At 70.9% G+C, this 24,117-nt stretch carries 21 protein-coding genes and 2 pseudogenes; 15 read left to right on the top strand and 8 right to left on the bottom strand.

The genetic code is table 11. The features are described 5' to 3' along the window. The first annotated feature begins 119 nt into the window (after positions 1 to 119). Together ACIQ8J_RS15580 and ACIQ8J_RS15585 are read left to right on the top strand one after the other, a co-directional pair. Positions 120 to 896: a response regulator transcription factor gene (locus ACIQ8J_RS15580; protein ID WP_403272200.1), complete on the top strand. Its 777-nt coding sequence runs from the start codon at positions 120 to 122 to the stop codon at positions 894 to 896. Then, positions 889 to 2,001 (top strand): sensor histidine kinase, encoded by a 1,113-nt coding sequence (locus ACIQ8J_RS15585; protein ID WP_403272199.1) that lies wholly within the window; start codon positions 889 to 891, stop codon positions 1,999 to 2,001. Before ACIQ8J_RS15580 ends, ACIQ8J_RS15585 begins: the two co-directional genes overlap by 8 nt. 67 nt (positions 2,002 to 2,068) lie before the next feature. Here ACIQ8J_RS15585 and ACIQ8J_RS15590 read toward each other — a convergent pair whose 3' ends face one another. Further along, positions 2,069 to 3,067 carry an NAD-dependent epimerase/dehydratase family protein gene (locus ACIQ8J_RS15590; RefSeq protein WP_403272198.1) on the bottom strand — a complete coding sequence of 333 codons (999 nt, stop codon included), beginning with the start codon at positions 3,065 to 3,067 and terminating at the stop codon, positions 2,069 to 2,071. Between the two features lie 80 nt (positions 3,068 to 3,147). Here ACIQ8J_RS15590 and ACIQ8J_RS15595 point away from each other — a divergent pair, with 80 nt between their 5' ends. Further along, positions 3,148 to 3,459 carry a 4a-hydroxytetrahydrobiopterin dehydratase gene (locus tag ACIQ8J_RS15595; protein ID WP_403272197.1) on the top strand — a complete coding sequence of 104 codons (312 nt, stop codon included), beginning with the start codon at positions 3,148 to 3,150 and terminating at the stop codon, positions 3,457 to 3,459. 22 nt (positions 3,460 to 3,481) lie between these two features. Continuing rightward, positions 3,482 to 4,216: a class I SAM-dependent methyltransferase gene (locus ACIQ8J_RS15600; protein WP_403272196.1), complete on the top strand. Its 735-nt coding sequence runs from the start codon at positions 3,482 to 3,484 to the stop codon at positions 4,214 to 4,216. Positions 4,217 to 4,277: 61 nt separating this feature from the next. Here the strand turns inward: ACIQ8J_RS15600 and ACIQ8J_RS15605 are convergent, their stop codons facing one another. After that, positions 4,278 to 4,871, bottom strand: a complete 594-nt coding sequence (locus tag ACIQ8J_RS15605) for a TetR/AcrR family transcriptional regulator (protein ID WP_403272195.1) — start codon at positions 4,869 to 4,871, stop codon at positions 4,278 to 4,280. A 155-nt stretch (positions 4,872 to 5,026) separates the two neighbouring features. Between ACIQ8J_RS15605 and ACIQ8J_RS15610 the strand changes: the two genes are divergently transcribed. Next, complete coding sequence (locus ACIQ8J_RS15610) at positions 5,027 to 5,986, top strand: alpha/beta hydrolase family protein (RefSeq protein WP_403272194.1); 960 nt, start codon at positions 5,027 to 5,029, stop codon at positions 5,984 to 5,986. Between the two features lie 232 nt (positions 5,987 to 6,218). On the opposite strand, the gene ACIQ8J_RS15615 is transcribed toward ACIQ8J_RS15610, so the two are convergent. Further along, positions 6,219 to 7,109 carry an NmrA family transcriptional regulator gene (locus tag ACIQ8J_RS15615; RefSeq protein ID WP_403272193.1) on the bottom strand — a complete coding sequence of 297 codons (891 nt, stop codon included), beginning with the start codon at positions 7,107 to 7,109 and terminating at the stop codon, positions 6,219 to 6,221. Positions 7,110 to 7,215: 106 nt separating this feature from the next. On the opposite strand from ACIQ8J_RS15615, the gene ACIQ8J_RS15620 reads away from it, so the two are divergent. From ACIQ8J_RS15620 to ACIQ8J_RS15630, 3 genes are all read left to right on the top strand, one after another. Further along, entirely contained in the window at positions 7,216 to 8,160 is a 945-nt protein-coding gene (locus ACIQ8J_RS15620) for a cupin domain-containing protein (protein WP_403272192.1), read from the top strand. A 38-nt stretch (positions 8,161 to 8,198) separates the two neighbouring features. Further along, on the top strand, positions 8,199 to 9,140 hold the full coding sequence (locus ACIQ8J_RS15625; RefSeq protein WP_403272191.1) for a class I SAM-dependent methyltransferase: 942 nt from the start codon (positions 8,199 to 8,201) through the stop codon (positions 9,138 to 9,140). A 296-nt stretch (positions 9,141 to 9,436) separates the two neighbouring features. Then, entirely contained in the window at positions 9,437 to 10,492 is a 1,056-nt protein-coding gene (locus ACIQ8J_RS15630; RefSeq protein ID WP_403272190.1) for a S1 family peptidase, read from the top strand. Positions 10,493 to 10,592: 100 nt separating this feature from the next. Here ACIQ8J_RS15630 and ACIQ8J_RS15635 read toward each other — a convergent pair whose 3' ends face one another. The 3 genes from ACIQ8J_RS15635 to ACIQ8J_RS15645 form a co-directional block, all read right to left on the bottom strand. Then, a complete protein-coding gene (locus tag ACIQ8J_RS15635) occupies positions 10,593 to 11,339 on the bottom strand; it encodes a hypothetical protein (RefSeq protein WP_403272189.1) in 747 nt (248 codons plus the stop codon). A 167-nt stretch (positions 11,340 to 11,506) separates the two neighbouring features. After that, positions 11,507 to 12,889 carry a S8 family serine peptidase gene (locus ACIQ8J_RS15640; protein WP_403272188.1) on the bottom strand — a complete coding sequence of 461 codons (1,383 nt, stop codon included), beginning with the start codon at positions 12,887 to 12,889 and terminating at the stop codon, positions 11,507 to 11,509. A 252-nt stretch (positions 12,890 to 13,141) separates the two neighbouring features. Next, positions 13,142 to 13,978 carry an aldo/keto reductase gene (locus ACIQ8J_RS15645; RefSeq protein ID WP_403272187.1) on the bottom strand — a complete coding sequence of 279 codons (837 nt, stop codon included), beginning with the start codon at positions 13,976 to 13,978 and terminating at the stop codon, positions 13,142 to 13,144. Between the two features lie 338 nt (positions 13,979 to 14,316). Here ACIQ8J_RS15645 and pqqA point away from each other — a divergent pair, with 338 nt between their 5' ends. From pqqA to ACIQ8J_RS15680, 7 genes and pseudogenes are all read left to right on the top strand, one after another. Then, positions 14,317 to 14,427: a pyrroloquinoline quinone precursor peptide PqqA gene (pqqA, locus tag ACIQ8J_RS15650; RefSeq protein ID WP_403272186.1), complete on the top strand. Its 111-nt coding sequence runs from the start codon at positions 14,317 to 14,319 to the stop codon at positions 14,425 to 14,427. A gap of 10 nt (positions 14,428 to 14,437) precedes the next feature. Then, on the top strand, positions 14,438 to 15,340 hold the full coding sequence (pqqB, locus tag ACIQ8J_RS15655) for a pyrroloquinoline quinone biosynthesis protein PqqB (protein WP_403272185.1): 903 nt from the start codon (positions 14,438 to 14,440) through the stop codon (positions 15,338 to 15,340). Then, positions 15,337 to 15,864, top strand: a pseudogene (locus ACIQ8J_RS15660) (pyrroloquinoline quinone biosynthesis protein C); the annotation flags it as partial. The gene pqqB and the pseudogene ACIQ8J_RS15660, both read left to right, overlap by 4 nt. Before the next feature lie 815 nt (positions 15,865 to 16,679). Beyond that, complete coding sequence (locus ACIQ8J_RS15665; RefSeq protein ID WP_403272184.1) at positions 16,680 to 16,832, top strand: hypothetical protein; 153 nt, start codon at positions 16,680 to 16,682, stop codon at positions 16,830 to 16,832. 182 nt (positions 16,833 to 17,014) lie between these two features. Then, positions 17,015 to 17,476 (top strand): annotated as a pseudogene (locus ACIQ8J_RS15670) (hypothetical protein); the annotation flags it as partial. Between the two features lie 46 nt (positions 17,477 to 17,522). Beyond that, positions 17,523 to 19,298 (top strand): PQQ-dependent sugar dehydrogenase, encoded by a 1,776-nt coding sequence (locus ACIQ8J_RS15675; protein WP_403272183.1) that lies wholly within the window; start codon positions 17,523 to 17,525, stop codon positions 19,296 to 19,298. A 238-nt stretch (positions 19,299 to 19,536) separates the two neighbouring features. Beyond that, on the top strand, positions 19,537 to 20,718 hold the full coding sequence (locus tag ACIQ8J_RS15680; RefSeq protein WP_403272182.1) for a serine hydrolase domain-containing protein: 1,182 nt from the start codon (positions 19,537 to 19,539) through the stop codon (positions 20,716 to 20,718). A gap of 70 nt (positions 20,719 to 20,788) precedes the next feature. Here ACIQ8J_RS15680 and ACIQ8J_RS15685 read toward each other — a convergent pair whose 3' ends face one another. Continuing rightward, the gene (locus ACIQ8J_RS15685; protein WP_403272181.1) at positions 20,789 to 22,588 is read right to left on the bottom strand and encodes an AMP-dependent synthetase/ligase; all 1,800 of its coding nucleotides are present in this window, start codon (positions 22,586 to 22,588) and stop codon (positions 20,789 to 20,791) included. 472 nt (positions 22,589 to 23,060) lie between these two features. Then, entirely contained in the window at positions 23,061 to 23,936 is an 876-nt protein-coding gene (locus ACIQ8J_RS15690) for a LysR substrate-binding domain-containing protein (RefSeq protein WP_403272180.1), read from the bottom strand. Positions 23,937 to 24,117: the final 181 nt, after the last annotated feature.

A 24,117-nucleotide genomic window follows, 5' to 3' on the forward strand; every position in this document is an offset into this window, starting at 1 on the left:
CACCGTACGAATCCAAACCGGGCAAAACGGATTTCCGGTTCTTACGAAACGCGGACATCGCCCACCCGTGGCCCGCCCGGCGCAGACGGACGCCCCCAGGCGGTGCGACGCTGGATGGCATGCACAGCACCGAGAGCCGCATCCTGGTCGTCGACGACGACCCGACCGTCGCCGAGGTCGTCACCGGCTACCTGGAATCCGCCGGCCACACCGTCGACCTCGCCGCCGACGGCCCCGCCGCCCTGCGCGCGGCCGCGCGGCGCCGCCCCGACCTGGTGGTCCTCGACCTGATGCTGCCCGGAATGGACGGCCTGGAGGTCTGCCGCAGGCTGCGCGCCACGGCCCCGGTGCCAGTGATCATGCTGACCGCGCGGGGTGACGAGGACGACCGCATCCTCGGCCTGGAGATCGGCGCCGACGACTACGTCACCAAGCCCTTCAGCCCGCGCGAGCTGGTGCTCCGCGTCGAATCCGTACTGCGCCGCGCCCGCACCGCCACGGCCCGTCCGGGCCCGCGCGTGTCGCGCTCCGGCATCGCGCTCGACCCGGCCGCCCGCACCGCGTCCAAGGGCGGACGCGAACTGGCCCTGACCCTGCGGGAGTTCGACCTGCTGGCCTACCTCCTCGCCCGCCCCGGCGAGGCGATCTCGCGAGAGCGGCTGATGCATGAGGTGTGGGGCTGGGAGTTCGGCGACCTGTCCACGGTGACCGTCCACGTCCGCCGTCTGCGCGGCAAGATCGAGACCGACCCGGCGAAACCCGCCCTGATCCGTACGGTGTGGGGCGTCGGCTACCGCTTCGAGTCCGAACCGGAGGGTGAGGCCGAGGCCGCCGATGCCGGGGCTGCCATGGCCCAGCCGCACACCGCCGGGCTGAACGGGGCCGACCATGGGTGACGTCCTGCTCATCGCGCTGTACGCGTTCCTCGGCGCGGCGGCCGCGGGGCTCGGCGGGGCGCTCGCTCTGCGGCTCCTGCGGCACCGCTCGCTCACCGCGTCCGTGGCCGTCGTCGCGGCCGTCGCCGTCCTCGCGATGCTCGCCGGCACGCTGGCCGTCGCCTGGGCGATGCTTCTGAACTCCCACGACCTGACGGTGGTGACCGTGGTCGTCGCCATGGCCGCGGTCGCCTCGCTCGCCACCGCGCTGCTGCTCGGCCGCCGGGTCGTCGCGAGCAGCCGCCGCCTCGCACTCGCCACCCGTTCGTTCGGCGACGGCGGCAGCTTCGACGCCCCCACCGGCCCAGCGACCGCCGAACTGGCCGCGCTCAGCCGGGAGTTGGCGGCCACCAGCGCGAAGCTCACCGAGTCGCGGGAGCGGGAGCGGGCGCTGGAAACCTCACGGCGCGAACTGGTCGCCTGGATCTCGCACGACCTGCGCACCCCGCTCGCCGGGCTCCGTGCGATGGCGGAGGCCCTCGAAGACGGCATGGCCAAGGACCCGGACCGCTACTTCCGCCAGATCAGAACCGAGGTCGAACGCCTCAACTCCATGGTCGGCGACCTCTTCGAACTCTCCCGCATCCACGCGGGAGCGCTCTCGCTCAACCCGGCCCGGATGTCCGTCCACGACCTGATCGGAGACGCACTGGCGGGCGCGGACCCGCTGGCCCGCGAACACGGAGTACGCCTCGTGGGCGAGCGCGTCGACGCGGTGCCGGTGGAGGTCGACGGCAAGGAGATGACCCGGGTGCTCGCCAACCTCCTGGTCAACGCCATCCGCCACACCCCGGCCGACGGCACTGTCGCGGTCGGCGCGCAGGACCGGGGCGGCGCGGTCACGCTCTCCGTCACCGACGGCTGCGGCGGCATCTCCGAGGACGACCTGCCCCGCGTCTTCGACACCGGCTGGCGCGGCACCGCGGCCCGCACCCCGCCCGGCGGCGCGGGCCTCGGCCTCGCCATCGTCCGAGGCATCGTGGAGGCCCACGCCGGACGCGCCGAAGTACGCAACGTGGCAGGCGGCTGCCGCTTCGAACTGACCCTCCCGGCGGCGCAGGTCTAAGAGCCCGGGGGCCGCGGCGTACGTGTCGCCGCGGCCCCCGGGCGCGATTGCGCCCCGCCCGCCGTGCCTACCCCTCCGCCGTGGCGAACTCCACCATCCCGTCCCCGAAACTGACCACCGGCTTCCACCCCAGCTCGCTCCGCAGCCGCGCCGAGTCGGCGGTGATATGCCGTACGTCGCCGAGCCGGTACTCGCCCGTCACCACCGGATCGGGCCCCCCGTGCGCCCAGGCCAGCGCCGAGGCCATCTCGCCGACCGTGTGCGGCATCCCGCTGCCCGTGTTGTACGCGGTGAGCGCGCCGGCCGGGCGACTGGAGAGCGCTTCCAGCGCCACCATGTTCGCCGCCGCCACATCGCGTACGTGCACGAAGTCCCGGCGCTGGCCGCCGTCCTCGAAGACCCGCGGGGCCTCGCCGCGGGCCAGCGCCGAGCGGAAGAACGAGGCCACCCCCGCGTAGGGCGTGTCGCGGGGCATCCCCGGTCCGTACACGTTGTGGTAGCGCAGCGACACCGCCCGCCCGCCGGTCGCCCGCGCCCAGGCCGCCGCCAGATGCTCCTGGGCCAGCTTGGTCGCCGCATACACGTTGCGCGGGTCCACGGGAGCGTCCTCCGTGACCAGACCGGGGCTCAACTCCGCTTCGCAGTAGGGGCATTGAGGCTCGAAGTGCCCGGAGTCGAGCCACTCGACCGGCCGCGGACCCGGGCGTACGACACCGTGTGTGGCGCACTCATAGCGGCCCTCCCCATAGACGACCATCGACCCCGCGAGGACCAGTTCCGCCACCCCGGCGTCCGCCATGGCCGTGAGGAGCACCGCGGTGCCGAGGTCGTTGCAGCTCACATACGCGGGCGCGTCGGCGAAGCCGGTGCCGAGACCCACCATCGCCGCCTGGTGGCAGACCGCGTCCACCCCGCGCAGCGCTCGGGCTACGGCCTCCGGATCGCAGACGTCGTCCTCCGGCCGGACCGCCCGGTCCAGGACGAGCGGCTCATGGCCGTGTGCGGCCAGTGCTGTGACAATGTGCGAGCCGATGAAGCCCGCGCCTCCCGTGACAAGTACACGCATAGAGGAGACGCTACGGATGTGGAACCCTCCAGTCACCGCTCCACTCCGTCGTGTCACCACCCCGTAAGGAGTTTCCGGAGATGCCCCTTGAGCCGCTGTCGCAGAAGGACGTCGAGGACCGGCTGCGCGAGCTTCCCGGCTGGTCACTCTCGCACGACCACGACCGGATCTCCCGCACCTACCGCCTCGCCAGCCACTTCGCCGCGACCGCCATGGTCGTCCACGTCGCCCAGATCCAGGAGGAGCTCGGCCACCACTCCGACCTCACCCTCGGCTACAACACGATCGCCCTGTCCGTGAACACCCACGCCGTGGGCGGCGCACTCACCGAGCGGGACTTCCAACTCGCCCACCGCGTCGAGGAGATCGCCCCGGGACACGGCGCCGGATGACCCCACTCGTACAGTGAGCCGCATGCTGAACTACGACGTGGAAGCGGCGCGTTACGATGCCACGCGCGGCGGCGTGCCCCGGGCCGAAGCCGCCGCCGAGGCCGTCCTCGGGCTCGTCCCCGCCGCCGCCCGCACCCTGCTCGACATCGGCTGCGGCACCGGCCTGGTCACCCAGCGTCTGAACCGCCCCGGCCTGCGCGTCTGCGGAGCCGACGCCTCGCCCGGCATGGCACGCATCGCCGCCGACCGGGTCGGCCCCCGGATCGTTCTCGCCGATGTCGTCCAACTCCCCTTCCCCGACGCATCGTTGGACGCCGTGAGCGCGGTGTGGCTGCTCCACCTGGCCCGGAACACACCACACCTCATCGTGGCCGAGGCGGCACGAGTGCTGAGGCCCGGCGGAGTGTTCATCACCACCGTCGACAAGGACGCCGCCCACGACGTCGGCTCCGACATCGACACGCTGCTCACCCCGCACCGCACCGGCACCGCCTCCGACCACGCTGGCCTCATCGAGTCGTACGCCGCCCGGCACGGCCTGGCCCCGGTGGCGGAGGCCCGCTTCCGTGGCCACGGCCAGGGTCGCACCCCGCTCGCCGCCGCCGACGCCGTCCGGCGCGGCGGATTCGCTTCCTGGCTGACCCTGACCGGCCCGCCCGCGGAGCGACTGGCCGCATCCCTGGCCGCACTGCCGGACCCGGAACGGCCCCGGGCGGACCCGGAGTACCGGTTGCTGGCGCTGCGAAAGGGGGCTTGAGAGGCCCTCGGGCTCACCGTAGACGGAAGGGGGCTTGACGCCGCTCGGCTCGCCCTCGACGTCAGGACGACTGCGGCCGCAGTCCCTGAAGGAGTAGTTCGACCAGGCGGCGGGGGTCGTAGCGGGGGTCGCTGTCGCGCCCGATGCAGAGGTTGCCGATGCCCCGCATCAGTTCGTAGGCGTGCGTACCGGGCCTGATGTCACCTGCGTCGACCGCGGCGTCGAGCAATTGCGCGCAGACGGGCACCAGGCGGTCGAGGAAGTAGGCGTGCAGCGCGTCGAAGCCGCTGCTGTCCGATTGCAGCGCGTTGGCGAGTCCGTGCTTGGTGACCAGGAAATCGACGAAGAGGTCGACCCACTGGCGGAGTGCATCGAGCGGAGAGTCGGCACCGGCCAGCAGGGTCGGGCCGGCCTCGGCGCACGCCTCCACCTGGTGGCGGTAGACGGCGACGACGAGGTCCGCCCGATTCGGGAAGTGGCGGTAGATCGTCCCCATCCCGACACCCGCTCGGGCCGCGATCTCACGGATCGGCGCGTCGACGCCGGAGGTGACGAACACCGCGGCGGCGGCATCGAGCAGGGTCTGCTGGTTGCGCAGCGCGTCGGCCCGCTTGCCGCGGGCCGGCACCTCCCCGGACTCCCTTGCAGTGGACACCACGGGCTCCTTCCGACGGCCGTTGACTAAACGGAACACTGCTCCGTATATTAAATGGAACAGCGCTCCGCTTTCAGCGTAGACGATCCTGACCGCCTCGCCCGCCGTCGGCCGCATGGGACCGGCAGCAGAGGCCCTTGAAGGGAATGCGCATCATGAGTGAATCGACGTACGCAACCGAGGCCTTCGGCCCGCCCACTCCGGTCCTCTCGGTCGGCCCGGTGGTGCTGCCGGCTCCCGGCCGAGCCGTTGACCTGGAGGTGCGGGTCTCCGCGCCGGTGACCGGGAGCGACCTGCCGGTCATCCTCCTCTCGCACGGCCAGGGCTACTCGAACAACCTCTCCTCGCTGAACGGCTACGCCCCCCTCGCCAACTTCTGGGCGGCGCACGGCTTCGTCGTGATCCAGCCCACCCACCTGAGCTCCAGGACGCTGAGCCTGGATCCGGATACCCCCGGGGCGCCGCTGTACTGGCGATCGCGGGCCGAGGACATGACGCGCATCCTCGACCGGCTCGATGCGATCGAGGCCGCCGTCCCGCAGCTCCTCGGGCGCCTGGACCGAAGCAAGGTCGCGGTGGCCGGGCACTCGATGGGCGGACACACCGCGAGCCTGCTCCTTGGCGCCCGGCTCACCGATCCGCACGACGGAACGGAAGTGAACCTGGCCGATCCCCGGATCAAGGCGGGGGTACTGCTCGCCGCGCCCGGCCGGGGCGGCGATGCCCTCACCGAGTCCGTGGCCGAGAATCTCTCCTTCTTCCTGACCACCGACTTCTCCAGGATGACGACCCCCACCCTCGTGGTCGCCGGTGGCAAGGACGCCTCCACCCACCTGACGGTTCGGGGCCCCGACTGGCACGCTGATCCGTACTTCCTCTCCCCGGGCCCCAAGTCCCTGCTCACCCTGTTCGACGCGGAGCACGGGCTCGGCGGAGTCGCTGGATACGACGTCGCCGAGACCACGGACGAGAACCCCGAGCGAGTGCGGGCCGTCCAGCGACTCACCTGGGCCTACCTCCGCACCGAGCTCCACCCCGGGGACTCCGCCTGGCAGACGGCACGTGACGCCCTTGCGGCCGGGCCCGATCCGCTCGGGCGGGTCGAATCCAAGTAGGCCCATGCCCTGAGCCGGCAGCTCTGCGGCGGCGGAGGTGCTCGCCCCGCATGGCTGCGGGCCCAACTCGCCTGCACGGTACGGAGATTGGCGGCCGGTGCGGCGAGTGAGTGACGGCAAGGTGTGGCCGGGGCGGACAGACCCCCGTCCAGTCCGTCCCGCCCCGCGAAGGAAGCGGGTCCTCGCCCGTCCCGCTCGGAAGCGGTTCTCGCCGCCCGGCGCGCCGGCGGTCTCACACGTGCCAGTCGCCCGCCGCGGCCGCGTCCCTCGCGAAGTCAGCGAAGTCGCGGGGCTCGCGGCCCAGGATCTGTTTCACCCCGTCCGTCGTGGACGCGTTGTGGCCGTCGAGGAGCGCGGTGAACAGCCCGGCCAGCCACGCGGCATCCGGCTCGGGCATTCCGTACTGCGTGAGCGACTCCGCGTACTGCGCACCCGACACCGGCACGTAGCGGATCTCGCGGCCGGTCGCGCGGGAGAGTTCCGCCACCACCTCCGCGAAGGTGAGCAGGCGCGGCCCCGTCAGCTCGTACGTCTGCCCGGCGTGGCCGTTCTCGGTGAGGGCGGCGACCACGACGTCCGCCAAGTCGTCGGCGTCGACCCACGGTTCGGCGGTGTCGCCGGCCGGGAAGGCCACCGTCCCCGCCAGCACGCCCTCGGTCATCGCGCCCTCGCTGAAGTTCTGCGCGAAGAACGAGGCGCGGACCACGGTGAGGTCCGGGTACGCCTCGCGCAGAGCGCTCTCGGCCAGCACCGCCTCCGGCTCGCCCCGCCCGGAGAGCAGGACGACCCGGCGCACCCCGCCCGCCGCCGCGATCCGGCCGAACCGGCGCAGCGCGTCCTGCGCGCCCGGTGCCGCGAGGTCGGGGTAGTACGCGACGTACGCGGCATACGTGCCGCGCAGCGCGGCGTCCCACGTCGAGTCGTCCGCCCAGTCGAAGCGGACCTTGCCGGAGCGCGACCCCGACCGGACCGGCACCCCCCGGGCGGCAAGCCGCTCGACCACCCGGTGGCCGGTCTTGCCCGTGCCGCTCGTCACCAACACGGTCCGCCGGGCCGAGCCGTCCGCCTCCTGCACGTCGTCCGTACGCCTGAGCTGTTCGAGGTCTTGCGTCGTGTTCGTCATGGGTCCAGCGTCGTCGGGCGGCGCTGGACTCTCCATGCGCCAGGAGCCAATCCCCATGCGCGTTCGTCCACGCCGCGCGCCGCCCGGCCCGTTCTACGCTGACCCCATGGACGCACTCGCCGGACTGCTCGACGGACCGCGGGCCAGAGGGGCCTTCCTGCTGCGCATGGTGATGGAACCCCCGTGGTCCGTGCGGATCGAGGACCGCGCGCCGATCTGCCTGATGTCGATGGCCGCGGGCGAGGCCTGGATCGTGCCCGACAAGGGTGATGCCGTGCACATCGCTCCCGGCGACATCGTCATCGTGCGCGGCCCCGACCCGTACACCGTCACCCACTCACCGGAGCTCGCGCCGTTCGCCCGGATCGGCCCCGGCGGGACCTGCACCACCCTGCGCGGGGAGGCGCTGTCGGACTCGATGGACCTGGGGGTACGCACCTGGGGCAACGCGCCGGACGGCTCGGCCACCATGTTCGTGGGAACGTATCTGATGGAGGGTGAGATCAGCGGACGGCTTCTCGACGCGCTGCCGCCGCTGGTGCTGCTCACGGCCGAGGAGTGGAACTGCTCGCTGATGCCGCTGCTCGGCGACGAGATCTCCCGCGACGAGCCGGGCCAGAGCGTCGTGCTCGACCGGCTGCTCGATCTGCTGCTCATCGCGGTGCTGCGCTCCTGGTTCTCGCGGCCCGGCGCGGACGCGCCCGCCGGGTACCGGGCGATGGGCGACCCGGTGGTCGGGCCGGCGCTGCGATTGATGCAGAACGGTCCCGAGCACCCGTGGACGGTGGCCTCGCTCGCAGCGAAGTGCGGGGTCTCGCGGGCGGGATTCGCGCGGCGGTTCGCGGAGTTGGTGGGGGAGCCGCCGATGGCGTACCTGACGGGGTGGCGCCTCGCGCTCGCCGCCGACCGGCTGCGGGAAACAGACGCGACGGTCGAGGCGATCGCCCGGCAGGTCGGATACAGCGGGGCGTTCGCACTGAGCGCGGCCTTCAAGCGGGTCCGCGGCATCAGCCCACAGGAACACCGGACTCTTTGCGGAAGCGGCAAATGAGCTTCCGGTTTCGGCGACGGCTGAGTGAGTCTGGGCGGATGAAGCGCTCTCAGGACCACCATCACCAGGACCCCGCGGCTCCGCAGGCCTCCCGCAATGTCCACGCTCCGCACCACGAGCACGCTCACGGCACCCCGGATCTCGACTGGGACAGCATCGCGCCCTTCCTTGAGAACGAGGCCGAGGCGCTCGCGTCCGTGTACCAGCAGGCGGCGGCGCGCGTCGCCGAGCTGCGGCCGGCTGCCGGGATCCGGCGCATCCTCGACATCGGCAGCGGGCCCGGAGTCGTGAGCTGCCTGCTGGCCGAGGCCTTCCCGGAGGCGGAGGTCGTGGCCGTCGATTCGACGCCCGCGCTCCTGGAGCGCACCCGAGAGCGCGCCCAACGCCTCGGCGTGGCCGGGCGCGTCCGCACCCTGAAGGCCGAAGTGCCGGGCCAGATCGATGAGTTGGGGCAGGCCGACCTGATCTGGATGGGCAACTCGCTGCACCACATCGGCGACCAGCGCGCGGCCCTGGCCGCACTCGCGGGGCTGCTGCGCCCCGGTGGCGCGCTGCTGCTGGTCGAGGGCGGCCTTCGGGCCCGTCATCTTCCGCGCGATTTCGGCATCGGCCGGACCGGCTTGGAGGCCCGGCTGGAGGCCGTGACCGAGGAGTGGTTCGCGGACATGCGTGCTTCGCTGCCGGGCGCGAAGGAAGAGATCGAGGACTGGGCCCAGCTGTTCACCGACGCGGGCCTTGAGCCCGTCGGCACCCGTTCCTATCTGGCCGACCACCCCGCGCCGATCGGCGCGTCCGTACGGGAGTTGGCGATCGCGGGGTTCGCGCGGCGCCGGGATTCCATGGCCGACCGGTTGTCGCGGGAGGATCTGGCCACCCTCGACCGGCTGCTCGACCCGGCCGACCCGCAGGGGCTCGCGAACCGCCCCGATGTGTTCATGCTGACGGCCAGGTCGGTGCACATCGGCCTCGCGAAGCCGTAGCGCCCGGCTCAACTCCCGTAGGGGGTCGCCTCAGTTCCCTCACGCATGTCCGGAACTCCTCCGCATGGTGCCCCATCCTTCCCGCGTATGCCGCCAACCCCCTTGCATATCAAGCGAGTTCGTTGCTTGCGCAGAACTGCAAGGGTGGGGATACTCGACGCGGCGAGTTGGCATGGACGCGATAAGTGTCGGGGACCCCGGCCGGCGCGTCCGGGCCATCGCGCCGATCGGGCCCGGCGAACACCCGCGTCCGGGCTCAACCCCCCACAGGAGGTTTCGAGTTGAAGCAGCGATGGATGTCCGGCCGACGCGCGGCCACCGCCGCGGCGGGAGCCCTGGCGCTCGGCGCGACCCTGACGATGCAGAACGCCACCGCGGCCCCCGCACCGACTGCCGACACGCAGTCCGCCGTCTCGGCGGGCCAGTTGGCGCACCGGATCGACACCACCCTCACGGGCCGCACGGCAGGCTCGTACTACGACGCCCAGAGCAAGAAGCTCGTGGTGAACGTGGTCGACGCCGCCACCGCCGACAGCGTTCGCAAGGCGGGTGCCCAACCTCGTACCGTCAGGCACTCGATGGCACAACTCAACGCCTCGCGCCAGGAGTTGAAGGCGAAGGCTTCCATTCCGGGAACCTCGTGGTCGATGGACCCGGTCAGCAACAAGCTGGTCGTCAAGGCCGACCGCACCGTCACCGGTGACCGACTCGCCAAGCTCAACAAGGTGGTCCGAAGCCTCGGCGACACGGTCACCCTGAAGAGAACGGCCGGACGCTTCCAGCCGCTCATCGCGGGCGGCGACGCGATCTGGGGCAGCGGTGCCCGCTGCTCCCTCGGGTTCAACGTCACCGTGGGCGGCCAGCCGTACTTCCTGACCGCCGGGCACTGCGGCAACGCGGTCTCCAGCTGGTCGGACCAGCAGGGCGGTTCGGAGATCGCGGTAACCGAGGCCTCCACCTTCCCCGGCCACGACTACGCCCTGGTCCGCTACACCAGCGGCATCGACCACCCGAGCGCGGTGGACCTGTACAACGGTTCCTCGCAGCAGATCAGCGGCGCCGCGAACGCCACCGTCGGCGAGCAGGTCCAGCGCAGCGGCTCCACCACCGGTGTCAACGGCGGCCAGGTCACCGGCCTCAACGCCACCGTGACGTACCAGGAAGGCCAGGTGGACGGCCTGATCGACACCACCGTCTGCGCGGAGCCCGGCGACAGCGGGGGCTCGCTCTTCGACGGCAGCACGGCCCTGGGCCTGACCTCCGGCGGCAGCGGCGACTGCACCTCGGGCGGCGAGACCTTCTTCCAGCCCGTGCCGGACGCGCTCCAGGCGTACGGCGCGCAGATCGGCTGACCCGGTAGGCAGAACCCCGGTCCGACACCCCATGCCGCTCGCCGCCGAGCGGCATGGGGTGCGCCGCGTTCATTTCACCCTGAGCGATGCTGCTCGTTGTTCAGGAGGCGTCACCGGGCAGCAGATGCTGCGGCATCGAGCGGAACGTCCAGGTGCCGGACCGGCGCGTCAACAGCCATACCAGGTCGAAGCGGTCGGGCCAGACCTTCGGCACCCCAGTGGCCTGCGAGGCGCCCAGCGCTTCGACGATGGGCGGGATCCGGGAGTGCTCCCAGCAGATGAGCACGGGGGCGGTCGCCGCGAGTGCGGCGGCGGCCAGGTCCTTCTCCTTGCCCTCGGCGAAGTCGGTGTTCACCGGGAGGTGGAGGGCCTCGCCGAGCGGCGTCACCGTCTGCCGCATCCGGTGGGCACCAGCCTGCGGGCCATGGTCCGCCGCGGCGTAGACGGTCGCGGGGCGGGGGAGCAGCGCCGATCCGGAACTGCCGGGCGAGCCGCCCCCGTTGGCCGAGGCGCCCGCGGAGGGCGTTGCGCTCGCGGCGCCGGTCGGGGCGGCGCCCGCGTCGGGGAGGAAGAGCCGGGGCAGTGCGTGAGCGCGATCCCAGCCCCGCCGCGTCAGCGACTTCTTGTCCTGCTTCCCGGCCTCGTCGAACCCGGGATCACCGGAGGCCGGCTTCTCCCCATGCCGGATGATCATGATCGTGGTGTCGTGTCCGGGGTCGTGCGCCGCCGGGCTCTTCGACGCGGAACTCTTGTCGTGGCCCCCGCCACAACCCGCCGCCACGACCGGTGCGGCCAGTGCCAGCCCCACCAGCACCGCCCGCCGGGACGGTCCGCTCCTCTGAGTCACTCTCGTACCTCTTCTCCCGGCGCGGCCCACACGGCCGTGCCAACCCGCTTGATGCTGGTTTCGTCCCCGGGGTTCCACCGGGGGAGAGCGCCTCGCGAAGCGGCGCGCCAAGACGCCGCCGCCCGGAGAGCCGGGCGGCGGCGTCGTCATGCGAGGGTGCGGGACCGTCAGTGGTGACGGCTCTCGCGGGCCAGCGCGGTCACGAAGTGGGCCGCGTCGACGGTGCCGATGCCGGTCGCCATGTCGTAGCCGTTCACCGCGGTGTAGCCGGTGACGCCCTGGTAGCTGTTGTTCGTACCGTCGTTGACGTCGACGAGGCCGGAGCTCGGCTTGTACCCCTGGTGCTTGTAGAGCGAGTACATCGCGTCGTGGATGTCACCGAGGCGGTGCCCGGCGGCCTGGTCGGCGAGGGCGACGATGCCGGAGAACAGCGGGCTCGCCTCGCTGGTGCCGCCGGAGACGTCCCAGCCCACGGCGGTCGGGTCGTAGCTGGAGTACACCCAGGCACCGCCGTTGACCGCGGCGGCCATCGAGATGTCCGGGGTGCCGCGGCGGTTGCCGACGACCGAACGGACGCCGTTCTGGAACGAGGGACGCTCGAAGACGTGCGACTGCCCGCCGCCGCCCGCCCCGTTGTCGTTGTACACGCTCTCGGGGCTGAGCCGGTTGCCCTTGTCGTCCAGGTGCAGCTGGGTGCCGCCGACCGAGGTGACCAGCGGGTCGGAGGACGGCCAGGAGTTGACGCGCTCCTTGTAGTAGCCGCTGCCGTCCGCGGTGTTGTCGGTGGCGCCGCCGTCACCGGAGGAGGCGAGCACGGTCACGCCGTGGGCCGCCGCGTCCTTGAACGCATACCGCAGGTTCTTGATGCTGGAGAAGTCGCCCTTGTCGAAGCCGGGGAACGTGTTCTCCGTGGCGCCGAAGCTCTGCGTGATGACGTCGCCGACCCCGTGGTCGATCATGTACTTCTCGGCGTCCATCATCTCGGGCAGGCCGGTGACGCCCTCGGTCTCCGCGACCGCGGTCTCGACCAGGACGATCTTCGCGTCCGGCGCGACGGCGTGCGCCATCTCGACGTCGAGCGTGGACTCGCCGGCCCAGCCGGTCATGTCCTTGTTCTTCGGGTCCCACGTGGGCACGTTGCCCCACTTGACCACGTCGACCTTGCTACTGGGAATGCCGTACTGCTTGCTGTACACGTCCAGGTCGTGCTGGATCGTCGGCGAGCCGAAGGAGTCCACGATCACGATCGTGCGGCCCTTGCCGGTGATGCCCGCCTTGTAGAGCGGGTTCAGGTTGTACGCCTGGCGGTACTGGAGCGGGCCGTAGCAGGCGATCTTCCACTTGGCCTGGCACTGCTCGGTGGTGAGCGGGCCGCCGGTCGAGTGGGCGAGCTGGTGCCCGGCGATCGCCGGTACGGGCTTGACCTGCGGCACAGCGGGTGCGGCAGTGGCGGACCCGGACAGCGGGGTGGCTATCACCGCGGCGGCGGCGAGGGCGGTGGCCCCAACTGTCGCGGCTGCGGTACGAGTCCGGGGGCGGGCTATGCGCATGAATGCTCCCTGAGTGGGGTGAAGCCGCGCGAGGCGGTCTTCGCGATCCCATCGGGAAGGTCATGTGCAGAACAAGTGAATTTATCGCTTGATGTCGAACGCTTTGCCTGAGCGTCGCACTTGAATGAACATTCTTGGTTGTGCCCTGACCAACCTGTGGTCGAAAGCGACAAAAGGGTGCCGCCCGATCAGGCCGGGCGGCACCCTTTCACGCGGTCGCGACGGACGCGGTGATCACGACGTACGTGGCGCTCAGGCCCCGAGGTTGAACTCCGCCGGGTTCGGCCCCAGGCGCTTGCCCTCGTCCAGCGCGGCGAGCGCGGCCAGGTCGTCCGCGTCGAGCTCGAAGCCGAAGACGTCGATGTTCTCCTTGATCCGCGACGGCGTCACGGACTTCGGGATCACCACGTTGCCGAGCTGGAGGTGCCAGCGCAGCACCACCTGGGCCGGGGTGCGGCCGTGCTTCTGTGCGATCGCAACTACCGTCGGTACCTCAAGCAGGCCCCGGCCCTGGCCGAGCGGCGACCAGGCCTCGGTCGCGATGGAGTGCTTGGCGTGCAGGGCGCGCGACTCGGCCTGGGCGAGCTGCGGGTGCAACTCGATCTGGTTGACGGCTGGGACCACCGAGGTCTCCCCGAGCAGCCGCTCCAGGTGCACCGGCTGGAAGTTGGAGACGCCGATCGCCTTGGCACGGCCCTCCGCGTAGATCTTCTCGAATGCCTTGTACGTGTCGACGTACGCGTCCTTGGCCGGCACCGGCCAGTGGATCAGGTACAGGTCGACGTAGTCGAGGCCGAGCTTGTCGAGCGAGGCGTCGAAGGCCCGCAGGGTGGAGTCGTAGCCCTGCTCGGAGTTCCAGAGCTTCGTCGTGACGAAGAGCTCCTCGCGGGCGACCCCCGAGGCGGCGACGGCCTTGCCGGTGCCCGTCTCGTTCTCGTAGATCGCGGCGGTGTCGATGCTCCGGTACCCGGACTCGATGGCCGTCGTGACCGCCTTGGCGGCCTCGTCGTCCGGCACCTGCCAGACGCCGAAACCGAGCTGCGGCATCTCGACGCCGTTGTTGAGAGTGATGGAGGGGACCTTGCTCACGAGCGGTCGATCCTTACGTCGTCGGTTGGTACTCCCATGGTCAACGAACGAGCGGAGCAACGCATTCCCAACGGCCGCTCCTGACCTGCGGTTCGGCGCCGCTCCTGACTGGGCGTTCAACAATCCGTGCCCCTTCGTGCAACAAGGATGGCCCATACAGCTCCGACCTTCTCGGTCTGAACCATTGACCGCGCCACGACAAGACGCGACTCTATGGCACATAGCTGAACTCCGGACACTCTTGTGAACAATGCGTTCGGTCCTGCTCATGTATGTGCCACACACCGTTCACTCCTGAACCCCACCTCTCAGGAAGGCAGGTGCATCCCTTGAAGGACATGCAGGAAACATCGGAGGAAACGGTGAAGGCCGCGGTCTGGGAGACGCCCGAGTACACGGTCGTGGAGACCGCGCTGGAGGTCACCGGCTACTTCCACGCCGACCGGTAGGGGCACCGCCATGCTGCTGCAGGTGCTCGGCACCGCGGCGGGTGGCGGAGTCCCGCAGTGGAACTGCGCGTGTCCCGGCTGTGCCGGGGCGCGCGCCCACCCGCGGCGCCGCCGCCGGCACGCCTCCCTCGCTGTCAGGTCGGGCGGCCCCGGAACCCGCTGGCACATCGTCAACGCCGGTCCCGACATCACGGACCGGATCGAATCCGCCCCCGCCCTGCGACCGGGGCCCGGACCGCGCGAGACCCCGGTCGCCGGAGTGATCCTCACGGACGCCGAACTCGACCACACCCTCGGCATCGCCCGCCTCCGCGAGGCGGACGGCCTCACCGTCCGGGCCACCGCGACCGTGCGGGCCGCCCTCCTCGACCGGCTCCGGCTCGGCGAGGTGCTCGGCCCGTACGCCGCCCTGGAATGGCGCGAGCTCGCCGAGAAGCCGGAAGCGCTCTCGGCGCCCGGCGGCATCGAGATCAGCGCCGTACCCGTCTCCGCCAAGCGCCCCCGGTACGCGGCCAGTTGTGGCCCCGACGACCCCACCTGGTCGGTGGCGCTGCGGCTGTACGAACCCGCCACCGGCGCCTCGGCCGTCTACGCCCCGGCCATCGCCACCTGGTCCGACGCACTCCAGGACGCCGTGCGGAGCGCCGATGTCGTCCTCGCCGACGGCACCTTCTGGGACGACGACGAGCCGGTACGCAGCGGAATCTCGCCCCGCACCGCGACCGCGACGGGGCATCTGCCCATCGTCGGGCCGCACGGCACCGCCCACCGGCTGGCCGCACTCCCCGGCCGCTGCCTCTACACCCACCTCAACAACACCAACCCCCTCAACGACCCCGCGGCCGCCCAGCACGCACGGCTCGCCGAGCACGGCCTGGCAGTCGCCGCCGAGCGGATGGTGATCGAACTGTGAGCGATGACCCCCAACACCCCTGGAATCAAGCCGAGTTCGAGCAGCGGCTCCGCACCGTCGTGGAGCAGCGCTACCACGACCGGCACCCCTTCAACCTCCGTATACACAAGGGCGAACTCCAACGCGACGAACTCCGGCGGTGGATCGTGAACCGCTTCCACTACCAGCGCAGCATTCCGGTCAAGGACGCCCACATCCTCGCCAAGTTCGACGATCCGCAGCTGCGCCGGATGTGGCTGCGCCGCATCCAGGACCACGACGGGCCCGCCCGGGGCACGGGCGGCATCGAGCGCTGGCTCCGGCTCGGCGAAGCCGCGGGAATCACCCGCGAGCGCATGTGGTCCGGCACCGAGGTGCTGCCCGGAGTGCGCCTCGCCGTCGAGGGATACGTCAACTTCTGCCGGCTCGGCCCGGCACTGGACGCCGTCGCCGCCTCCCTCACCGAACTCTCCGCGCCCGGCATCATGCGCACCCGCATCGACGCCTTCCAGGACCACTACGGCTGGATCGAGCCCGCTGGACTACGCGCTCGACCGGTCCGTCCAACAGAAGACACGCCGGTCATGGACATGATCTGCGCGACTTGGCGGGCGGACTTGTCCAGCTCGCGCTTGCGGCGGACGATGCGGTCGACGCCCCAGGCGACACCGCGGCACCGAACCACCCGGGGCGCCGACGGGGCAGGGACGCGGCGCGCTCTTTCCTGGCGCCCCGCGCTCTCGCGCTCCGTGCTGCTCTGGGAGTCCTTGCACGGCGTCGAGGGCGGCGGCTACATGTACGGGGGCCTCAAACCCGGGCTCTGGAACGACGGCGCCCAGGGCGTCACCACGATCAGCAAGACCGACCCCGGCCTCCAGTACATCCGCGTCGTCACCCTGCCCAGCACCCCGACGCTCAAGCTGCGCGACAACGGCTACCGGATCACCGGGGTGACCAACCTCCGTACCGGCCGGGCGATTTCGTACGCCCAGTCCGGCGGCACGCTCACCCTGACGGGCCTGTCCGGCTGGGACCCGTACGACACCGTCTTCAAGGTCACCACGAACGGGCGCACCGGAATCATCGCCCCGTCCACCTACACGATGAGCGCGTCGGCATCGGCGAGCGGCCATGGTCTGCAGGCCGTCGCTGACTCGGACTACCTCACCTACTGGGACAGCGACAAGACCCTCCCGGTGCGGCTCGACTTCAACCTGGGTGCCGCGAGGACCGTCCGCTACCTCGGCATCAACCAGCGCGAGGACTCGGTGAGTTACGCCCGTTCGAGCACCGAGCAGTCGGCGCGGATCAAGGGCTACAACGTGTACGTCAGCGCCGATGGCAGCCACTGGGGAGTCCGGTGAAGTCCGGCACGCTGCCGAGCGCGCGCGGAGTCGCCTTCATCGACATCCCGGCCGTCTCCACCAGCCACGTCCGTCTGGAGGTGACGAGCACGTACGCCGCCGAGACCGACACCGCCCGCTACCAGCGGCTACGGATCGACGAGGCATGACTCGGAAGCGCCTACGCGTAGACCAGCAACCCGTCACCCCCTCCCCGCACCTCCCCACACCCCCCACGAAGGGAACTCCCATGCTCGCTGCCGCACCCCCGCGCCGTCTCGTCGCGGCCCTTGCCGGTCTCAGCTGTCTGCTCCTGCCGCTGATGGTGTCGGTGCCGAAGGCCGGCGCGGCCAGTGCCCCGCACGCCAATGCCCCGGCCGCGTCCGCCGCGATGGCGGCCGCGCCGTACGAGTACCTCGGCTGGGGCAACCCGCAGAAGCCCACCGATGTGATGGCGGCGACCGGCGTCACCTGGTTCACGCTGGCCTTCGTCCTCTCCGACGGCGGCTGCAACCCGAAGTTAGGCCTGAAGACGGCGGTGAAGAGCGCCTACGGGTACAGCGACGACGCCGCCTACCGGCACATAGGTGTCTCCTCCATGAACGGCAAGACCGACGAGGCCGACGAGACCGTCTCCACCGGCGACTTCCGGGCCGTCCTCGGCTATGCCGGCCGGCACCACCTCGCGCGCTTCACCTTCTGGGCGGTCAACCGCGACCGGCAGTGCTCCTCGGGCGGCGCCGGGGACTCGTGCGGCGGGGTCAGCCAGTCACCGTACGCCTTCACCAAAATCGTCGCCCAGTACGCGGGCTGAGGGGGGCAGACATGGCAACCCGTGAAGGTAGGAACCAGCAACCACTGTGCTTCACACGGTTTCTGATGATGAATCACCTGCGCGGCCGGACTCGGAAGGCGGCCGCGACCGCCGTGCTGCTGCTCTGCGTGGGCCTGGTGCAGGCGGTGCCGCAGTCGGCGTCCGCCGCGCCCAGCAACAGGATCCGCCTCACGTCGACCACCGCCGGCGGTCTCGCCAACATCGACTACGTCGACTTCAGCGGGGCATCGGGCGGCGACACCCAGCCGCCCACCCGCCCGGCGCCCCCAGCTGTTCGGCGATCACCGAAAGCACTCTCACGCTGCGCTGGGGTGCCTCCACCGACAACGTGGGTGTCGCGATGTACGACATCTACGAGCACGGCAACAAGATCAATCAGGTGGCGGGCGATCTCACCTCCGACCACCTCACCGGGCTCGTCCCCAACACCACCTACAACCTGACGGTGCTCGCACGTGACGCGGCCGGGAATGTCTCGCAGGCCAGCCCCGCCGTCGACTGCACCACCCTGCCCAGCACCGACACCACACCGCCGACCAGGCCCGGCAGCCTCACCGCGGCCAACGTCACCGCGAGCAGCGCGGACCTCAAGTGGGGCGCGTCGACGGACGACAGGGGTGTCACCTCCTACGAGGTGCGCAGCGGCGACACCGTGTACAAGACCGTCACCGGCAACCCGCCCGGCACCAGTACCACCGTGACCGGTCTCGCCTGCAACAGTCCGTACTCCCTGACGGTCGTCGCCAAGGACGCGGGCGGCAATGCCTCACCGGCCGGCAACGCGGTCTCCTTCACCACCGGAGCCTGCCGGACCGATGGCGGAGTGCCCTCGTCCATCACCACGATCTCCAGCAACTGGACCATTCCGTGGGGGACTTACTGGATGCCCGACGGCTCCAGCGTGCTGGTCACCGAGCGGGACGGCTTCAAGGTGTACAAGGTGGCACGGGACGGGACCCGGACGCAGGTGGGAAGCGTTCCCAACGCGGTCACCACCGGCGGAGAGGGCGGTCTGCTCGGTGTCGCGGTCGACCCCAAGTGGGCCGCGAACCACTACGTGTACTTCATGCACACCGCCGCGGAGGGCAACCGGGTCGTGCGGATGACGTATGACGGGAGCGCTCTCGGCAACTACACCGTCCTGCTCCAGGGGATCAAGAAGAACAGGTACCACAACGGCGGACGCCTGGCCTTCGGGCCCGACGGCTATCTGTACGCCTCGACCGGCGAGGCCCAGACCCCCGACCTCGCCCAGGACAAGAACTCCCTCAACGGCAAGATCCTGCGCATGACCACGGACGGCAAGCCGGCCCCCGGCAACCCATTCAGCAACTACGTCTACAGCTACGGACACCGCAACCCGCAGGGACTCGCCTTCGACCGCAACGGCCGTCTGTGGGAAGCCGAGTTCGGCGACAGCAAGAAGGACGAGCTCAACCTCATCAAGCCGGGCGCCAACTACGGGTGGCCGATATGTGAAGGCCCGTGCAACGTTGCCGGGATGACCAACCCGAAGGCGAGTTGGCCCACCGGCCAGGCCTCGCCCAGCGGCATCGCCATCGTCCGCAACACCGTCTACATGGCGGCCCTCAGGGGCGAGCGGCTGTGGCGCATCCCGATCAACAGCGACACGGAGAACGTGGGCACCCCCACCGCGTACTACGTGGGCTCCTACGGCCGGCTGCGTACGGTCACCAAGGTGCCCGGCGAGGACGCGCTCTGGCTCTCGACCACCAACGGCGACAACAACGGAACCGGAGGACCCGGCTCGGACAAGATATTCAAGGTTCTGATCAAGTAGGCGCGGGCGCAAGCCGGTTGGGCACAGCGGTCGGCGCCGCGGACGGGCGGGAAGTCGCTGCCGTCCGCGGCGCCTGTGTGCGGCTGGGGGTGACCTGGAGGAATCGGCCGGTCCGGACGCTGGTGCTGGCCATACCCGGAGACCGGGGGGTAGCAGGCTCCCGCCGCGCGGCCGTCCCCGGAGATGCTGGGCCCGGCGCAGCAGCGCCAACCTCCCGGCAAACCACAGGAGTTGTCTCGTGTACGAGCATGCATCGGGCCGGTCCCGTCCCTCGCGGCAGCCGGGTGTCCGGCGCGCGACGGCGTCGGCCGCGCTCGCCGTGGCCACCGGCGTCCTCGCGGCAGGCGTCCTGGCAGCGTCCCCGGCGGTCGCCGCCCCCAGGCCCGATGCGGTCCAGCAGAGCCTGAACGCGTTGGTGCGCGACGACGGCGTGCCCGCCGCGCTGGGCGGCGTCAGGGGCCGCGACGGCAGGACCCATACCTACACCGCGGGCGTCGGCGATCTCGCCACCAAGGCGAAGGTGCCCATGGACGGGCAGGTGCGGATCGGCAGCAGCACCAAGACGTTCACCGCGGTGGTCGCGCTCCAGCTCGTCGGCGAGCAGAAGATCGGCCTGGACGCCACGGTCGACACCTATCTGCCCGGCCTGCTGCGAGGGGACGGGATCGACGGACGCCGCATCACCGTCCGCCAACTCCTCCAGCACACCAGCGGACTTCCCGACTACATGGCCTCCCCGGAGCTGGCGGACTTCACCGCCGTCCAGTACCGGTACTTCGAACCCCGCGACCTCATCGACATGGCCCTGGCGCAGCAGGCCGAGTTCTCCCCGGGCGCGAAATGGGAGTACAGCAACACGAATTACCTGGTGGCCGGCCTGATCATTCAGAAGGTCACGGGGCGCCCCGTCGGCGAGGAGATCACCCGGCGTGTGATCGACCGCATCGGACTGCGCCACACCTACTTCCCCACACCCGGAGACATCACCGTCCACGAGGCCCACCCCAACGGCTATTTCAGGAAGCCGGCCGACGGGTCCCTGCACGACTTCACCGAGATGGACTCGTCCATGGCCTGGGCGACGGGTGCCATCGTCTCGACCAACACCGACCTCAACCGGTTCTACACCGCGCTCCTCGGCGGCCGCCTCCTCGCCCCCGCGCAGCTCGCCCAGATGCGCACCACCGTCCCCGCCGACGAGCTGGGACCCGGTGTCCGCTACGGCCTCGGCCTGCAGAGCAAACCACTGTCGTGCGGCGGCGTGTACTGGGGGCACGGCGGCACCACTCAGGGATACCGGACCCGCGGAGGCGTCACCGACGACGGCCGCGCCGCCAGCATCACGGTGACCGTGTTCCCCCCGAGCACCGCCGCCGCGCAACACCTGGAGGCGGCGGTGGATACCGCCCTGTGCCGGTGAACCATGCGCTCCGGCACCATGTGGCCCGCCGGACCACCACACCCGAACACCACGGGGCCTGAGCACCCCCTCACCGGTACAGCGCGTCGACCTCGACCGCGTACGCCTCCTCGATCGCGCGGCGCTTCAGCTTCAGCGAGGGGGTGAGGAGGCCGTGCTCCTCGGTGAACTGGTGGGCCAGTATCCGGAAGGTGCGGATCGATTCGGCCTGGGAGACCAGGGTGTTGGCGGCGACCACGGCTCGTCGCACCTCGGTCTCCAGGTCCGGGTCGCGGACCAGCTCGGACGGGGTGAGCGAGGGCTTGCCGCGCATCGCGAGCCAGTGGTCGACGCCCTCCTGGTCGAGGGTGACGAGAGCCGCGATGTACGGGCGGTCGTTGCCGACCACGATGCACTGCGCGACCAGCGGATGCGCCCGCACCCGTTCCTCCAGGGCCACCGGTGACACACTCTTGCCGCCCGAGGTCACCAGGATCTCCTTCTTGCGCCCGGTGATGGTCAGATAGCCGTCCTCGTCCAGCGCCCCGATGTCCCCGGTGGCCAGCCAGCCGTCCCTGAGAACCGCCTCGGTGGCCTTGGGCTCGTTGAGGTAGCCGGAGAAAACCTGCCCGCCGTGGATCCACACCTCGCCGTCGTCGGCGATGTGCACCGTGGTGCCGGGAATGGGCTGTCCGACCGTGCCGTACCGGGTGCGTTCGGGAGGGTTGGCGGTCGCGGCGGCGGTCGACTCGGTCAGCCCGTACCCCTCGTAGACCGTGACGCCCGCGCCCTCGAAGAACAGGCCGAGCTGCCGGCCCATGCTGGAGCCGCCCGACATGGCGTGCCGCACCCGGCCGCCCATCGCGTCGCGGACCTTGCCGTACACGGTCTTCTCGAAGAACTGGTGCTGCATCCGCAGCGCCGCCGAAGGGCCGGGGCCGAGGCCGAAGGCCTTCTGCTCGACGGCCTCCGCGTACTTGACCGCGATGTCCACGGCCTTGTCGAACGGCCCGGTCTTGCCCTGGGACTCGGCCTTGCGGCGGGCCGCGTTGAAGACCTTCTCGAAGATGTACGGCACCGCGAGGATGAAGGTCGGCCGGAACGACTGGAGATCGGGCAGCAGGGCGGAGGCCGAGAGGGCCGGCTGATGGCCGAGCTTCACCCGCCCTCGGATCGCCGCGACCTCCACCATCCGCCCGAACACGTGGGCCAGCGGCAGGAACAGCAGGGTGGCCGCCTCGTCGCCGGGCCGGGAGTGGAACACCGGCTCCCAGCGGGAGATCAGCATGTCCGTCTCGAACATGAAGTTGGCGTGTGTGATCACACAGCCCTTGGGGCGCCCCGTGGTGCCCGAGGTGTAGATGACGGTCGCCACCGACTCCGGTGTCACCGCCCGGCGGTGCCGGTTCACCACCTCGTCGTCAATGGAGTCACCGGCCTCCAGGAGCGCGTCGAGCGCCCCGACGTCCAGCTGCCACAGGCGTTTGAGGTGCGGGAGGCGGTCGACCACCGAGCCGATCGTCATCGCGTGGTCCTCGTGCTCCACCACACACGCGGTGACCTCGGAGTCGTGCAGCATCCAGAAGACCTGCTCGGCGGAGGACGTCGGGTAGATCGGCACCGGCTGGGCGCCGATGGTCCACAGCGCGAAGTCGAACAGGGTCCACTCGTACCGGGTGCGCGCCATGATGGCGACCCGGTCCCCGAATCGCACCCCGTCCGCGATCAGCCCCTTGGCCAGCGCGAACACCTGGTCCCGGAATCCCGCGGCGGTCACATCCCGCCAGCGGCCCGCCTCGTCCTTGCGGCACAGGGCCACGCGCTGAGGGTCGTCCAGGGCCTGGTCGAAGACGACATCCGCCAGCCCGCCGACCTGAGGCGCCGTCGCCATGGGTGGGACCGAGAACTCGCGCAATGACCTGCCTCCCTCCGGGGTGGCCACCCCCGGTGGCGCTCCGCACAGCGCGGTGACCGTACCCCACGGCGACTTCCGGTGGCAGGGGTCTTCCCCAAGTCGAGACGTACGCCGTCTTCACAGGTCAGCGCCTTAAAGGGGGCCACATGGGGACCGCTCGGGCGCATTGCTGACTCAAAGACAAGCCCTGCGGAAAGCAATCTCCACGGAATCTGTACGCTCCGGTCACCGCCGCCCCACGGCGGCACGGGGTTTGGTCCCGACCCTGAATCCACCACACCTCCTAGGGGGTGTCCGCCGGATCATGGCCGGGGTCGCGACGCCTGGCACGGCACCTCGCCGCGTTGCCGAACCGCCCCGATAGCTCCGCTATCGAAACGCTCCGGCGCCTTGCGATGCACCGCACCAGCCGCCGCGCCCTAACCGACCCTGATCCGGCGGACACCCCCTAGTCGCTCCGGCGTCCCGGGTGGAGACGGTCGCCGCCCGCCAGGATCGCGGACGCCAGTGCGCCGGCCGCCTCCTGGGCCGCCGAACCACGCCGGTTGTGCAGCAGTACGAAGTCGACGCCGCCCAGTTCCGGCAGGCCCGCGCGGGCCGGGAGCAAGGCGAGGCCGGGCGGGATCAGACCACGGGAGTGCGCCATCACGCCGAGCCCGGCGCGGGCCGCCGCGATCAGGCCGCTCAGGCTCCCGCTCGTACAGGCGATGCGCCAGGAACGCCCGTGCTCCTCAAGGACTTCGAGCGCCCGCGCCCGGGTGATGCCGGGCGGCGGGAACAGGATCAGCGGAACCGGCCGCTCCGGATCGAGCCGCAGGCCGGGTGCCCCGATCCAGCACAGCTCGTCCGTCCACACCAGCTCGCCGTGGCTGTCGCCGGGCCGCCGCTTGGCGAGCACCAGGTCGAGCCGGCCCGCTTCGAGGCGCCGGTGCAGGGTCCCGGAGAGCTCGACCGTCAGCTCCAGGTCGACCTCGGGGTGGTCGCGGCGGAACGACTGGAGGATCTCCGGCAGCCGGGTCAGGACGAAGTCCTCGGAGGCGCCGAAGCGCAGCCGGCCGCGCAGCCGCGTCCCGGTGAAGTAGTTGGCGGCCCGCTCGTGCGCGGCCAGGATCGTCCGGGCGAAGCCGAGCATGGCCTCGCCGTCCTCGGTCAGCCGCACGCTGTGCGTGTCCCGGCTGAACAGCAGCCGCCCGGCCGCGTCCTCCAGCCGCCGCACGTGCTGGCTCACCGTGGACTGCCGCAGCCCGAGGCGCCGAGCGGCCTGCGTGAAGTTCAGGGTCTGGGCGACGGCGAGGAACGTCCGCAATTGGTTCGCGTCGTACATGCCGTCCACGGTAGCGCCGCCCATCGTGAAACGTGATGACAGTGAGAGCGGTGTACGGGATTCCCGATCACGGCGGGGTGGGGGACCATCGGGAGGGCGCGATCCGGGACCGGCGCGCAGGAGCCGCCGAGCACACCACCGGAAGCCACATCTGGAAGCCGCCGAACACGTAAGTGGAGCA

This window comes from Streptomyces sp. NPDC094147 (assembly GCF_044764265.1).
Classification (GTDB): domain Bacteria; phylum Actinomycetota; class Actinomycetes; order Streptomycetales; family Streptomycetaceae; genus Streptomyces.